Source organism: Bacillus pretiosus (assembly GCF_051294775.1).
Lineage (GTDB): Bacteria > Bacillota > Bacilli > Bacillales > Bacillaceae_G > Bacillus_A > Bacillus_A wiedmannii.
In genome coordinates this window covers 383,459-399,094 of record NZ_JBPPHF010000001.1, presented here as the reverse complement: position 1 = coordinate 399,094, position 15,636 = coordinate 383,459, and the positions used below count along the sequence as shown (strand labels likewise).

Below are 15,636 nucleotides of genomic sequence, written 5' to 3'. Positions count from 1 at the left end.
GGCTATTCGCCGGATAACCCGATTGATGAGGGCTGATTAAAGTTTCACTTTATCTGCCGCCTACAATAAATTTATAATCCGTATCAAAACTATCAAGAGATTTTGTTAATCCGTGCACTTGCATATTCCAGTTTCCTGTCATGTTAATATACATGCCTTCCGCTTCATATTCTCCTGGTGACATGGCCGAAACTTTAAATGAACCCTTCCCCATATTCATATCCAATGATTGCGTGGTTAAAATAATTTGCTCCATATCAGTAACAGGTTGTCCGTTCTCATCCTTTAAAGTAATATGGAATGTATTTTGTCCTACTTTATTAGGACTTACATGTAAAGTAAGTTCATATCCATTATCTAATTGCTTACTCTCTGTAAAAGGTCCAGTTGGAGGCATCGGCGGTGTTTGTACGTTTGTCATAAAAGCTACGATTACGAAAATGATAATTCCAATGATAAACTCTACTTTCACCGTAGTACCTAATCCTTGCTCCGCTCTCATTTTCCCTTTCACATAATGAACAATTCCCAATATCCCCATGAAAATGAATAAAAGTATCTTTGCTAATAAAGCTAATCCATACTTCGTATCAAATAATGAGTGGATTGTTGGTATAAAGAATGTACTGTTAAAAAGACCTGTTATTAAAATCACGATGACAGCACCTGTTGCCCACGGTGAAAAACGCTTAATCATATCCCAATACATATTCCAATTGTCTTCCTCTTTACGTAAAAGAAGAATAATGGATGATAGACCTCCAACCCATAACGAAGCTGCGAATAAATGTAGAAAGTCCATAACGACCGCAATCTCTTTAAACTTTAAACCAAATGCATGACTATTAAAGGCTTTCATAACAAGTATCCCGATAAACAATAGTATTGGAATGCTCCATACTTTAAACGACGACAACTTCTCACACTTCATCGCAAAATAAGTAACAATTATAAGCGAACTAATAAGAACCATTTGAGTAATCCATACATATCCAAAAACAGAAAGCTGTAATGTTTCTTTTAATAGTAATGGATCGAATGCTTCTAACCATGAAACATCAGCATTTATTTTCGCTTGCAATGGTAGATTGAATAATAAGCTAATCAATATACCCAATAATGAGATCCATATTATGTTCTTACTCCTTGATCGAACCGAGGTTGCATTCCCTTTATACATAATAAGATTAAAGAATAGCACTCCTATAAATAGTGAGAAACTTGTATATAAAACTCCACGTTCCATAATCATATCTATTTTCGGGACATACCCCATCTCTTCTACTTGTATATCGTCTGCTCCCGCTTCCTCTGACCCAATTCGGAACGGAATAACTCCTTGAATAGGATGCCCGTCAGCAGAAATCACTTTCCACTGAATAGAGTAGAGTCCGTTTTTCAAGTTTTCTTTTAAGCCTACTTCTAATATTTTTTTGTTTTTCTTATCGATATGAGCATCTTTTAAATCTACTCTTGTACCTGAGGTATCTCTTACAAACAATGTATTAAAATGCGAAACTTGTATATCCTCATCAAATTCAATTTTTACTACAGATGGTGCTTTCTTCAACGTTTCATTTTCAGCAGGGTTTGATTTCACAACGTACGCATGAGCAGATGCACTTTTTGGTATCAATATGATAAGTACACACGCAATTAATAGCCATGCCCCTAACCTTCTCATTACTTTCACAATCATTTCACTTCTTTCTTCCTCATCACTATCTTTTCATTCCTTAAACTTCCCAAGTTTCATTCTCCGACGAAATATTAACCAGATTAAATATAAATTTCTATACAGTGTAACTTTTTATTTCTCTCTCACCTCTTAACTTCCAATACAATAGTAACTACCTTCATAGATACAACTTACATTTTTAAAGTCGATTGTTATTATATCATAAAATATATTTATGTAAGTTCCTAAAGAAGAAAAGTTATCGTGAATCATTTGTGAAAAAAGTGTGAAATACATAAATAAAAAAGGTATTACGTTATTACGCAATACCCTTCTTCCATCATAAAATTTCTTTACTTCTCTTCTGGATAATCACAATACTCAATGATTGTTCCCTCTGTATCCGCTGGGTTAAGATATATTAATCTTCTACCGTGCTTATTAATTCGAAGTGTATGCTCTAACGTTCGAATACCTTGTTCTTTTAACTCTTCTAAAGCTACATCTAAATCATCGACACGATACGCAACGTGATGAACACCTTTACCTTTTTGTTTTATAAATCGTGCAATTGGTGAAGTCGTATTATTCGTAGGCGCAAGTAATTCAATTCTATCTCCATCCACTTCAAGAATGGCTACTTCGCTTTCCACACCAGGAGCTTCACTTACGTAACGATCTATTAAAGTTCCTAACAACACCTTTTCATAAAAACGTATCGTACTTTCTATATCTCTAACTGCGATGCCGATATGATCAATTGTTTTTTTCATTTTATTTCCCCTACTACTTTATTTTCTTTCATTATTAATAGTAACAAAAAAAGTTATAGAAACAAGTTCTATAACTTTTTTATTTAACCTATTTTCTTATTCGCACTAGCTGTTGGTTGAACTTCATTTTTTACTTTCACAATGCTAATGCCGTATCCGATCAGTCCGCCAATAAGTGCTGGTAAAATCCAACCTAATCCAACTTCATGCATTGGAAGTAACTTAGTAAGAATATCGTTCACTACTGCTAATTTCATACCAGCTGCATTTAATCCATCAAACATACTTACAATAAATGTTATTAATAAGCTACCTTGATACACTTCTGCTCGTCCTTTAAATAATGGATGAAGGAGTGTTAGGAAAATTAATACGATTGCTAATGGATAAATTGCGATTAATACTGGAACAGAAATTGCGATTAATTGTGTTAATCCTACATTCGCAACAACTGCACTGAACACTGATAATACAATTGCAATCTTTTTATATGAAATGTTCGGGAATAGCTTATGGAAGAATGAAGAACAAGCTGAGACTAGTCCAACACTAGTAGTTAAACATGCTGCTATAACCATAATTCCTAATATAATTCCACCGTATGACCCGAAATAATAATTTGAAACTTTTGCTAATACTGCACCACCGTTATCTAAATGACCAAGTTTTGAAACACTTGAAGCTCCCATAAATGAAAGTGCTGAGTAGATCATTGCTAAAATAGATGCAGCAATCAACGTTGCTTTTGCACAAACAATCATAATATCTTTTTTTGTTTTTGCGCCCTTTTCTTTAATCGCATTTATGATGATAATACCAAATACGAATGATGCTAACGTATCCATTGTTAAGTAACCTTCTTGGAATCCTTTAAAGAACGCATGTGATGTATATGCCTCTGCAGGTGCTTGCATTTCTCCCATTGGATGAATAAAAGCAAAAACTACTAAAATTCCAATGAACGTTAATTTAATTGGCGTTAAGATTTTTCCTACAATATCGACAATTTTCGCGGGATTTAGCGAAAAAAAACAAGTAATGCTAAAGAATACAATTGTAAAAAGAATAAGTGCTGTAGAACTGAAACCTTCTGGTACAAACGGCTTAATACCAATTTCATAAGAAACACTGCCTGTTCTAGGAATAGCGAATAACGGACCAATTGCTAAGTATAAAACTGTCGTAAATACAATTCCGAATACTGGATGCACGCGGCTTGCTAACGATTGTAAATCATCTTTACCTGAAACACCAAATGCTAATACTCCTAGCAACGGTAAACCTACACCTGTTACTAAAAATCCAGCGTTAGCAATCCATACATTCTCTCCTGCCGATTGACCAAGCATTGCCGGGAATATTAAATTTCCTGCTCCAAAAAATAGTGCGAATAACATTAATCCAATAACTACTATGAACGAAAACGGTACTTTGTTCGTCATAATATAACCTCCATTCCAATCCTTTTATCTCATTTCCATTTTTAACTAATTGAATTTTCTGAATATTTAACTTAAGTATCAACTATTCTTGACCTCATTATAGTTTGAAATATAATATTTTGCAATACTATTTTCAAACTTTTCTTTTATTTTATAAATATACATTTTTTAACATAGAAATAGACTAAAAAACCAACATGGTCATCCATGTTGGTTTTTTACATTTACTATCAATTAAAATTTCGCCGCTACTTTTTTAACGTTCTCTAAACCTTCTTCAACAATTTGTTGTGAACGATCTGGATATTGATTGTGCCCTTCAATTACAACAGTCTCTGGATTTGTAATTCCCCAGAACCCAAGTACATTCGTTACATAATTAACTGCCATTTCCATAGGAGCCATTTGTTCTGAAGAGTAATCTGAACCACGCGCACCTAATACAACGACTTTCTTATCGCCAGCTAAACCTACTGGGCCATTTGCTGTATATTTAAATGTTTTTCCAGCTTGAGATAAGTATGAAATATATGTGATTAATGGCGCTGGTACTGTGAAGTTCCATAGTGGGAACGCAAATACAACTTTATCAGCTTCTAAAAACTGATTTAAATATTGATCTACTGTTGCTACAGCCTTCTCTTCTTCTGCTGTTAACTCCATTCCTTGACTACGTTTATATCCACCTGAAATAGCGATATTTCCGTAATACGGAAGATCTAATGCAAATAAATCTAACTCTGTAATTTCTGTATTTGGGTTGGCTTCTTTATAAGCACTTACAAATGTTTCATACATTCTTGAACTAACTGCTTGCTCCGCTGGACGATCGTTTGCTTTTACAAATAATACTTTTGACATTGTTTTATTCCCCTCTACTTTTATATTTTCTTCTTTTTTACCAAATAATGAGCTAAATAATCCCATTTTCTTCACCTAAACTTTCTTTTCATATTCATTATTCATCATCATAAAAATTCTTATTCTAATAAAGTGAAACTTTAATCAATGGGGGGGTCTTCATCCCCCACTGATTACTAGTTGAACCAATCGGGCTTTTATGGGCAGTTGATCTCCGCTTAACTTCTTTGCTTTCGCTGAATTCTGAGGTGGGGGTCTTACTGCCCATTAATGCGGGATAAAAAGTTCCAATTGATACCTTAAGTAAAACAATTAATACTTTTTATTATTTAATTACCTTATGTAAGTGATTGTAATACACTCACTTACTTTAGTCAAGTAACTTTAAATAAAAAAACAATATCTCAAATTAAAAATAATAACTACAATTCAATTCATACAACCATTGTAACTTTATTATTTGTATAATGAATGTAGAGAGGGCAATTCATATTCAGAAAGGATTTACTCATGAGCACTATAGAAAAGATTCAAACTTTTATTATTCTTTTTGCTGTTACATGCGGCATCGTACTCGGACAATTTAATTTGATACATATGTACTCAGAGCACTTTATTGTCCCCTTTTTATTTTTCATACTGTATGGATTATTCCTCAGCATCCCATTGAAAGAAATAAAAAGCGGGTTCCGCAATTTAAAATTTGCTGGAACGAGCCTTTCTATTAATTTTGTATGGACACCTTTACTCGCTTGGGGGTTAGGAGCACTATTTCTTGCAGATCACCCAGCACTTTGGGTTGGGTTTATTATGTTAATGGTTACTCCATGTACAGATTGGTACTTAATCTTTACTGAAATAGCGAAAGGAAATGTAGCACTTTCTACTGCAATTTTGCCTGTAAATTTAATATTGCAAGTACTACTCCTTCCCATTTATTTATTTTTATTTGCTGGTGTCATGAAGACTGTAGCGATTTCTGTTTTAGTAGAAAGTATTGTTATCGTAATCGTCTTACCATTTGTACTTGCACACACTACAAAATTCATTATGAATAAAATGAAAAAAACTGAAACACTCGAGAATACACTCATTCCGTTTTTCAGCTCTGCTCAAATTGTATTTTTAAGTTTAGCTATCGTAGCGATGTTTGCATCACAAGGAAAATATTTACTACAAAATATGAATGTCGTTTTATTACTACTCATTCCTGTTCTATTGTTCTTCATCATTAATTTTGCACTCGGGCAATTTATCGGACGCATGATGCGTTTATCTTATAGAGATACAGTTAGTCTAAGTTTAACAACATTAGCAAGAAACTCACCTGTTGCACTTGCTATTGCTGTAACAGCTTTTCCAGACGAGCCTCTTATCGCACTGGCACTCGTTATTGGACCGTTGATTGAACTACCAGTACTTGCTTGTGTTTCACAGGTGTTGTTACTTATTAAGAAAAAACAGCAATATACATAAAAAAAAACGTCCTACTTTAGGACGTTTTTTATTGTCGAGAAAGTATAGAAGTAACGATACTTATCCGCTCTAAGGATTTTATACGTTATAGACAATTAGCTTGTCGTTTCATTAACAAAACCTTTCTAATTAAACATTATAGGAAAAGTAAATATGACGAACGCTGCCCAAAGTCCGTAGATTGGCAAATACTTCGTAACAGCATCTTGGATAGCTGTCAGTCCTGATTTATTTTGCAAGAAACGCATATAGGAAAACATAATCCAAATGAGATTTGCCCAGATCAGTATGTTTACACCTAAAACAGCAAGTCTATTAGGTGTAATCCCGTAAGAAGAAAGCCTAAATACGATGGCTGACAATGCGACAGTGTCAATAATAAGCGCCAGAACAATTAAGGCAAAATTTATATAATCTGAAATACTCTTTTTCTCGTCTGAATCACTCTCAACGATAGAAAATATAGTAACAGCCAATACACCAAGGAGTATTCCGTTGAAGGCCATTAGGAAATTGCGGTCCAAGAATGGATTTTTCCCGACCCAAATTACCGTTATTAGATAGATAAACAATGTGATCAAGACAAGCGGACTAAAAATTTTAGATATGTATGGTGTAATATTTTTAGCAAGTTTAAGATTCAATGATACTAAGTATGCAGCCACTACAGCGAGAGCGGCAGCTCCAAATAAAACAACATTACTAAAATAGAACTCTCCTATATCCAAGTCAACGAAGCTAAATAATCGCATGGTGAATAATGCTAGTATCATTCCGCTCACTGCCATACTCGCGTAGAGAAGACCATATTCTAAATTAAATTTAATATACGCTAATCTTGTACTACCTTTTGAATATTCATTTCCCGTAAACGCAAGTCCCAATAAGACCCATAACAATATAGGAAGATGTAAATACGCAAGGATACTGCTGTCTTTATAATCTAATGGCAACATATTAAGATACACCCCAGCAATTAGGAACAACGCTGCAAGTAAGTAAATAATACTTTTTTTCGGAGTATTATTGTAAATAAAATAAGCAGCAATAAAGGGAATTACACCAAAAGCCAAGTTAATTGGAGCAATTGCTTCCTGCTCGACAAAGTGGAAAATGATTCTAGTGCTTAGCCCAGCTAGAATAGCTAACATGCCCATGAATAAGAAACCTTTTTGAAACAGCGATATTTTTTCTTTATTTGCCGTCTCCTTGAAATTCAACCTTTCATACCAAGCAGCTAGAAGCTGAGAATCAGGGTTTTCATCCCATGCTTGTGAGAATGACTTTTTAAAAGCTTTCGGGTCTTTTCTATACATTCTCTCCAACTCATGAGGGTTATCCATATTTTCAATAATCAAATTGTGATTGTTCATAGTTTTACCTCCTCTAATAAAAAACAGCGTTGTTAACTTTCTATAAAAAGCACCTCACTGATTTATTATGATATTGATTTTAATACACTATTTATTGTTTTACAATAAATATTTATCAATTACAAAGATTTTTTTATTGTATATTTTATTTTAAATAAAAATATATAGTACTACTTATTCAAAAAAATATCCTATAGAATAGACTTTTTTAGTGTCTATTCTATAGGATACAGTTTAATTATCATATTTTTTTATTTGTTGAACAACTTAATTCTCAAACACAAAATTAATCTTATTATCTTTCCACTCTAACATCGCATCAAATGTTTTCTCGCCTTTTTTAAAGCCTTTAATTAAATCGGTCTTTTCACCTTTTAAAAGTTTTGTCATATTCTTTTGCGAAATTGTTTTGCTTAATATTTTCTTTGAGATTGTAAAGTCACATTGTGTCGTGTTGTAATTAGAACAACCGTAAAACGTTGATTTATCAATCACATCGCCATCACATTTTTTACAGCTACCAACCTTTTTACCTGTTGTAAATTTCGATCCTTTTCGCTCAATCGATTCAACATGTAATCCAGTAAAATCCCATTTCTCTGACATTTCCACTGCATCTTCAATAATTTTAGCTGATAGCTTTTTCGTTTGTTCCATAAATGTAGCTGGTGATGCTGTGCCTTCACCAATTTCCGCAAGGCGTTGCTCCCATTTCGCTGTCATTTCTGGTGAAGCTAGTATTTTATCACCGATTGCGGTAATTAATACTTTCCCTTTATCGGTTGCATACACTTGGTTCTTCTGCACATCTATATATTTACGGTCTTTCAGCATAGTAATAATACCTGCACGCGTTGCCTCAGTACCATATAAAAAAAATTATGAGCATAAATATATTGTACTTTAATCATTAAGCTAATCATAGATATAATAGAATTTTGAAAATTATTTATGCACATAGTTAATTAACTATTCCCAATATAGAAATGATTATTTATAATCAACATGAACAACTAATTCATCACTTATTAATATAATTTATAGGGGGTGCTCTACATAAAAAAATTTATAGCTAGAGAAAATAATATTCTTCCTTTTAATGAGGATATAACAGCGAAAATAAAATTTATTATGCATCCTGTTTGGATTAGGATTGGGAGAAATTCACAAGGAACACCTATGCAAAAACAACATGCTACATTAGCAATAAAAACATCCATAACTAAACAACCTGTTATGCATCCTCTAACAGATTTCATATTTTCTAAATGGAAACATAAGTCATATAATACAATGAAAATACACACACAAAATTTGGCAGTATTCTTAAATTTCCTTTTAAAAAAACAAAAAAGCTACAAATTATATTCTCTAGAACATTTACATTTCGAGCATGCAATTAGTTTCATAAACAATTTGACTTTGGAAGGAAAATCTAGAGCAACCGTTCTAAGTTATCGGCGTACTATAAAAGAGTTTTTCGTCTACCTTTCCAAAAATAACCTGATCAGTAATCTATCAATAAGTAATGAGCATTTAATTAGTTCTAAAAATTCTATCTCAGATTATATTAACACTCACCTTGAAAGTATTATTGTCCCTTCATCGGAGAAAAACAATATTGAACATGACATACCACACATTTATATTCTAAGATTTTTAGAAATAGTATTTGAGGTAGCAAATCCCATTGCCTTGGGAGTTTATATGCAAATATTTGGTGGTTTACGTAGTGGAGAAGTTGTAAATATTAGAACCTCAGATATTAAACTCATTGGTCCTTATGGTCAAGAGGGTTTACTTTTAAATGTTCAAAATAATTTGAATCGAACTGATATTAAAGATGGTTCTGGCTCAAGTTATGTTAAAAAGCCAAGAGATCAACTGGTACTAGGTTTCAGGGATTGGTTAAAGCAATTATATATATTGCACTACCAACAATATATAAAAGACTCCAATATTAATGCTGTTTTTATTAATAAAACAGGTATGCCAATGACTGGAGCTAGTTACCGTTACTACTTTAAGAAAGCCAAGCTTGCCTTTATAAATTATTTAAAAAGTTCTCAAGATCCAAATGACAAAATTGCATCTATCGCTCTAAGTAATACTGATTGGTCTACACATATAGGCAGAGGGATTTTCACAAATATGCTTGCAGAAGTCGCCAAAAACCCCCAAGATGTTGCTCTTCTAAGAGGAGATGATAATATATCTAGTTCACTCGACTATATGGCAAATACTAAGAGAATGAAAACTAATTTAGAATATTATCTAAATCAACTCTATGTTTATAAAGAGATTAAGTTTTAAATTATCATAAACACTTAAGGAGATTTTATATGCAATATTTCACAGTGAAAGAAACAGCTGAACAATTATCTTTATCTCGTTCAACTGTATACAAACTTATTAGTAACGGGAATTTAAATGCAAAATGGATTTCAAAAAAAGAAATGCGAATCACAGAGGATGAAATTATAAAATTCAAAGAAAATAGTATTTTAACAACACACTACCCTAGCTCTAAAGTCAGCCAAAAATTAAATATGTCCTTACAGAAAACCCGTATGTTATTAAAACTGGGAGCATTTCCAAATTCAATTAAATTAGGTCAAAACTATTATATTTCAAAAAAGGATGTAATTTCTTTTAGTAACTTACTAGAGAAAAAAGAAACTTCTTATACCACAAAAGATATAAGTGCAATACTAAACATTCCAACTTCAGCTGTCTTAAAGCTTATTAAAAAGAATACTTTCTCAAATGTTTTTAAAATACCTTCAGATAAGAGGTATTTTATCCCAAAAGAAGAATTCGAACAGCATACTTTTTTCTATAATAATGATTCATATCTAACAATTGAGCAAGTAAGCGAAAAATTAAGCTCCCACCCAGAGATTATACAATACTATATTGATTCAAATAAATTTCCTAATGCTATAAAAGATTTAACAAATACATGGTTCATCCTCAAAAAAGATATTGAAGATTATACTGGTCTTTCTAACAAGAATGACTTATATCTTACAATTGAACAAACAAGTAAAGAATTATGTCTTCAACCATCGACTATTCAAGGCTATATTAAATCTGGGACATTCCCAAATGCTTTTCAGAATTCTAATCACATATGGTTGATTCCAAAAGAAGATATTGAAAACCTTAAAGCTAAAAATACAGTTCCAGAAAATTATATAAGTGTTGAAGAAACAGCAAAAAGAATTTCAAAACATCCTGCGATTGTAAAAAAGCACATTCGCGATGGTGCATTTTTCCAAAACAGAATCATTATAAAAAGAAGTGCTTATATACCTTTAACAGATATTATTAATTACGAATCCATGATTAAAATACCTAAAGGATTTATAACTGTTCTAGATGCTTGTAAACAACTTGATAAAGACGATAGTAGCATTTTGCCTCTTATTCATAATGGGGAATTTCCTAATGCATACTTTAATGAATTTCAAAAACGTTATTTAATACCCGAAACGGAAATAACCGATTATATTAATAGACAAGAAACTTTAAAAGGTTACTTGTCTATTAGCGAGTGTGCTCAAAAACTCTCTTGCACAGAAAAAGAAGTACTACAGATGATTAAGAATGGGGATTTAAGGTTTACTAAAAAGAACTTGCAAGGAGAAACATTGATACTAGAAAAGGACCTACAAACTCTTTTAAGCATTCAAAAAGTAAATAAAGAGCATTTAACTCTAATACAAGCTTCTAAAGAGCTCGAAATGCCTACAAAAGACATTCTCAAATTAATTCAAAACGAGAAATTGCATTCTACTTCCTTTTCTGATGCTATCTCAAGTAATATCCACACTTTAATACCTATAGATACTATAAATTCTCTTAAAGCAAATAAAGAAAAAAACTTTTCTATTATATCTATTGAATTATATAACACAAAAATTGCAACATTACATTTCAGAGAAGACCTCAAAAACACTGTAAATTTATATAACGAGTTTGTATTATTAAAAATTTCTCAAACTAGAGGTCAAGAAGACGCTTTTACAGATAAAGTACGCTCTTTATTTAACACTCTAAATAGTATTATTCTCAATCTAGCAACAAACATCACCTTGTTGAACGATGAAGAAATTGAAGAAGTTTTAAACACCCAGAACCTCCCACTTACTCATAAACAAAACTTTATACAATTCTTGAACTATTGTTGTAGTAAAGTACCGTGTATATTTAAAAATACCTACAAGATTGAATATAATGAAAAACTTAAAAGGGATAAAGAAATATACAATAAACAAACATTTCTTGATTTTTATACATATGTAAATAACATCGAACTACATATTCTAATGGCAAAACAACATAAGCAATACGCTCAAACTTGGCTTTTTGTTATTATGCACATGATTAATGGTTGGAGGAAATCCACAATAGTTACTGAACTTCCAAACTTACCTTTAGAAGAAATAGAAGGCTTAAACATTTACGCTCTAGAACACCTTGAAAATAACGGCCTTCTAATTAATCAAGCGCAAAATATAATTAATTATTATTATGTGGTATGTAAGAATATTTACATTTCTAAAACGGGTTCTTTAGGTCAATTTCTATGTAATGAAGACATGATTATATCCGCTGCAACAGCGCTGCTAATTTGTGAACTACATCGTAGAAATGCTAAAAAACAAGAACGTTTACTCGGCTCATTAGGCCAGTATAGTAATTCGCACAACCGTTTTAATACTTTTTTTAATAAAAATAAGAAATTACCAAAATTCAATAGCTTACTTATGAACCGGTCTCTACTCACACACTTTTTTTATACTATAACTAACTCTGGAAAACACTCAGAAATATCTCATGAGTTAACAAAAAACTTAAGAAATCATAGAAATATGAATTCAATTACTGCTTATGTTCAGTCTACAAATAGTGATGGGACTTTGGACACCGTCTCCCTTAACCTATTTAATCGCGGAACTTTTGGATGGCTTTATAATTTCATCATTGATTTAGCTATGAACAAAGTTACAGAAAATGATTTATTAGAAAATCGTACATCTATTATACAAGCTTATAAAAAAGAATATTCTCCTTCTCAATTAGAGGATATATCATTTTTACTCCTTAAATATCAAAATGAAAGAGAATCAATTGTTGATAAATTAATACAACTTCCAAAAGATCAAGTTATAGAAATTATTATTAAAATTTTAAAAGGAGAAAAACCTTCTAAAACTAAACATGTACAATGCATTATATATCCACAGTGCTCTTATCCAAACTTCGATTCTTGTTTAAACTGTCCTAATGCGGTATTCAATATTTATTTACTTATTGGTATTGTGGAAGAATTAAAAAATGTTCATACTTCTATAAAAAGTACTAACTTTGATACAATACGATACCGTGACACCATTAGGTTTGTTTTAATCTTAGATATAATTAATCAAGCTATTTCAGAATTAGGAAAATCATATATAGAGACCTTCATTAACTTTCAGGTCCTTGAAAATATTATTACCGAAACAAATAAATATTTTCTCTTTGATTCCCCTAATTATTACATTCATACTAAGTGAGGTACTGATTTAATGCTAAACAAAACTAAATTTCTAGATCAAGATAACTATATAAACTTAATTTCCATAAAGTCGACACGTTTTTATGGATCTAAAGATGAAATAGAAACATACCTGCAAAATTTCAATAAATGGAAAACAGCTAATATCATTGAAAATGAATCCTTTCATGATACAAAGTGGTCAATAAGAGATAAAGACTATAACCGTCGTGGAATGTTATTTGATATAGAACTTTATGGTACTTTAAACATCGCTTTAAAGTGCTATACGATTCACCTAATTGATCAGCTTTTATCCGTCAACCATATAAACAATGTCATTCGCGCTATAAAAGAGTCTATTCATATATCAAAAGCTTTTAATTTGAATCACCTAATTGACTTGGAAGAATATATAAGTAAACAAAACTATCGAAAAAGATATGAGCTAGCTAAATATACCATTGACTTCTTTTCGTTTATTGAAATTACTAATTCAGATAAATTTATTGATAGTTGCTCACCTTTCATTAATAATATTCAAAAAAGTAGAGACTTACCCAATTATCGCCATATACTATATTTTGATGAAAAGATTGAGCAATTTTTGAGTGAGGGTACCGAATTTGAATTACAAAAATATTTTCCCATTGTACTATGGTGGAAAATAACTACTGTTATACCCATGCGCCCTACAGAATTCCTAAAACTTAAAAAGAATTGTGCAAATCAACCAAAAAAAAATAAAAAAAAATATGAAATTAAACTCCCCAGAATTAAAGAAAAAGGTACTTTAGTAAGAGATGTCGATATTCCGGATAGACTTCAAATTAATAAAGACATCTATGATTTAATTCAAACTTTTAAATCCTTCTCGCCTAAAGATGATAAAAGTGATTATTTATTTACCTATAAATATTATGAAATGTTTAAAGAACACTTTGGAAGTGAACGGACAAGAAAAAGTGAATTTCTTGCAGTAAGACAATTTAGTTCTCTTATTGATCAATTTTACCGTGAAATTTTGAAAAAGAAGTATAAATATGACAAAAAAGAAAAGATTTCTCCTGGAGATACTCGCCACCTAGCATTTTGCAACATGATGTTACAAGGGTTTAATATGCTTACCATTGCTATTATTGGTGGACATAAACGTTTAGATACCCAAAAAGGCTACTGGAATCACCTAACATATTTCACTGAATCATGGGTATATAATTTAACTGAGAAACATAGAAGATTAATGCATGTAAATACTTCCTTACCAGACTCATTATTTACTCAACATACTAGAGACACTATTAATAAATATAAATTATATAAAGATATATATGATACAAATAACTTTTTACCAGTTGATTTTGGATATTGCACTGATATTGAATACCCTTTCAATTGTACTGGTGATTGTCGCCATTGTAGTCACTATCTATTTTCCCCTAAGACAGATGAGATCACCGAAGGACTTACCTGGCTCAATGACTATTCAAAACTGTTAAATAGAAAGATTAACGAACAAGTTAGCATGTTAACTTTTATTTCTAAGAACATGAATTACAATCTAGAAGAATCAAATTACTCTTTAATTGACCAAGAAAATTTATCTTCAAGTGCCAGCGAATTAAATCGCTTATTAACTCAAAAAGCTATTGTAGACGCCAAGTTACCTAAAACAATTGAATAATTGTATTTTATAAATAAATTACCTAATAAAAGGAGATAACATCAAGTTGAATAAAAAAGAAAAAGGAAGACCTCAAAAATATACCGATGAAGAATTAACTAGAATTTTACTAGATTATGCATCACAAAACCCTGGAAAAATAAACTATTTAGCTTTAGAAAAAACAACCGGTATAAAAAGGCATGTATGGTCAAGAAGAAAGCGTAAAGATATCGAACGATTAAATGTACCTTTATTAAGTGAAAATAATGCCGCTCCACCTCTTCCACTACCTAATATCGAATTTATTATTGAACGCTATGGAAATGACACTAAAGCATTATCAGGCGCTTTAAAACATGTCAATGAAGTGATTCAGTCACTTTATGATGATCTATTACAATCACAAAAGAAAAATAAACAATATAAAGAAAACATCGAACATCAAAAACAAAAAATAAAAGAATTAACCATCATTTTAAAGGAATACGAAGACATTATAGCTGGAAGTGTATATAAAAATAATAGAGAAGAAACTCAACTGCAAAATAATATACTCACAATCGATAGTAATAATAAAGAAAACGCAGTAAGCCTAGATTTTAAAAAGATGTTTCCAAATATCTTTAAAAGGTGAATAAATATTAAATTACCGTATAATATTCTTTTTTTCTAACCTAAATTCAAAAACGAACTGAAAATTCACATTATCCAGTTGTCCCTAAGTAAAAAAGTTCTTTACTAATAATTATCGAAACTCTATATCTTCCAATTAAGTAGAGAACTTTCTTCTATGGACTTTTAGTGCTGCATAGGCTTTTAATA

General features: G+C 31.3%; 10 protein-coding genes and 1 pseudogene. 5 read left to right on the top strand and 6 right to left on the bottom strand.

Going from position 1 to position 15,636, the window contains the following annotated elements; all coding sequences use genetic code 11:
• Positions 1 to 49: 49 nt before the first annotated feature.
• The 4 genes from ACSG5Z_RS01970 to ACSG5Z_RS01955 all read right to left on the bottom strand — a co-directional run bounded on the left by ACSG5Z_RS01970 (position 50) and on the right by ACSG5Z_RS01955 (position 4,820).
• Positions 50 to 1,699 carry a copper resistance CopC/CopD family protein gene (locus tag ACSG5Z_RS01970; RefSeq protein WP_435710567.1) on the bottom strand — a complete coding sequence of 550 codons (1,650 nt, stop codon included), beginning with the start codon at positions 1,697 to 1,699 and terminating at the stop codon, positions 50 to 52.
• Between the two features lie 332 nt (positions 1,700 to 2,031).
• Positions 2,032 to 2,451: a VOC family protein gene (locus tag ACSG5Z_RS01965; RefSeq protein WP_073518019.1), complete on the bottom strand. Its 420-nt coding sequence runs from the start codon at positions 2,449 to 2,451 to the stop codon at positions 2,032 to 2,034.
• Between the two features lie 83 nt (positions 2,452 to 2,534).
• Positions 2,535 to 3,893, bottom strand: coding sequence for a branched-chain amino acid transport system II carrier protein (gene brnQ, locus ACSG5Z_RS01960; protein WP_087982953.1), 1,359 nt, complete (start codon positions 3,891 to 3,893; stop codon positions 2,535 to 2,537).
• Positions 3,894 to 4,127: 234 nt separating this feature from the next.
• Complete coding sequence (locus ACSG5Z_RS01955) at positions 4,128 to 4,820, bottom strand: FMN-dependent NADH-azoreductase (RefSeq protein WP_087982954.1); 693 nt, start codon at positions 4,818 to 4,820, stop codon at positions 4,128 to 4,130.
• 444 nt (positions 4,821 to 5,264) lie between these two features.
• Here ACSG5Z_RS01955 and ACSG5Z_RS01950 point away from each other — a divergent pair, with 444 nt between their 5' ends.
• Positions 5,265 to 6,230: an arsenic resistance protein gene (locus tag ACSG5Z_RS01950; protein ID WP_435710566.1), complete on the top strand. Its 966-nt coding sequence runs from the start codon at positions 5,265 to 5,267 to the stop codon at positions 6,228 to 6,230.
• A gap of 125 nt (positions 6,231 to 6,355) precedes the next feature.
• Here the strand turns inward: ACSG5Z_RS01950 and ACSG5Z_RS01945 are convergent, their stop codons facing one another.
• Together ACSG5Z_RS01945 and topB are read right to left on the bottom strand one after the other, a co-directional pair.
• Complete coding sequence (locus tag ACSG5Z_RS01945; protein WP_435710565.1) at positions 6,356 to 7,603, bottom strand: DUF4153 domain-containing protein; 1,248 nt, start codon at positions 7,601 to 7,603, stop codon at positions 6,356 to 6,358.
• 267 nt (positions 7,604 to 7,870) lie between these two features.
• Positions 7,871 to 8,470, bottom strand: a pseudogene (topB, locus tag ACSG5Z_RS01940) (DNA topoisomerase III); the annotation flags it as partial.
• A gap of 312 nt (positions 8,471 to 8,782) precedes the next feature.
• Here topB and ACSG5Z_RS01935 point away from each other — a divergent pair.
• The 4 genes from ACSG5Z_RS01935 to ACSG5Z_RS01920 are packed head-to-tail and all read left to right on the top strand — an operon-like array spanning position 8,783 to position 15,448.
• Positions 8,783 to 9,916 (top strand): site-specific integrase, encoded by a 1,134-nt coding sequence (locus ACSG5Z_RS01935; RefSeq protein WP_435710564.1) that lies wholly within the window; start codon positions 8,783 to 8,785, stop codon positions 9,914 to 9,916.
• Positions 9,917 to 9,945: 29 nt separating this feature from the next.
• Positions 9,946 to 13,167 carry a helix-turn-helix domain-containing protein gene (locus tag ACSG5Z_RS01930; protein WP_435710563.1) on the top strand — a complete coding sequence of 1,074 codons (3,222 nt, stop codon included), beginning with the start codon at positions 9,946 to 9,948 and terminating at the stop codon, positions 13,165 to 13,167.
• Between the two features lie 12 nt (positions 13,168 to 13,179).
• Positions 13,180 to 14,832, top strand: coding sequence for an integrase (locus tag ACSG5Z_RS01925; RefSeq protein ID WP_435710562.1), 1,653 nt, complete (start codon positions 13,180 to 13,182; stop codon positions 14,830 to 14,832).
• Between the two features lie 46 nt (positions 14,833 to 14,878).
• Entirely contained in the window at positions 14,879 to 15,448 is a 570-nt protein-coding gene (locus tag ACSG5Z_RS01920) for a hypothetical protein (RefSeq protein ID WP_435710561.1), read from the top strand.
• The last annotated feature ends 188 nt before the right edge of the window (positions 15,449 to 15,636 follow it).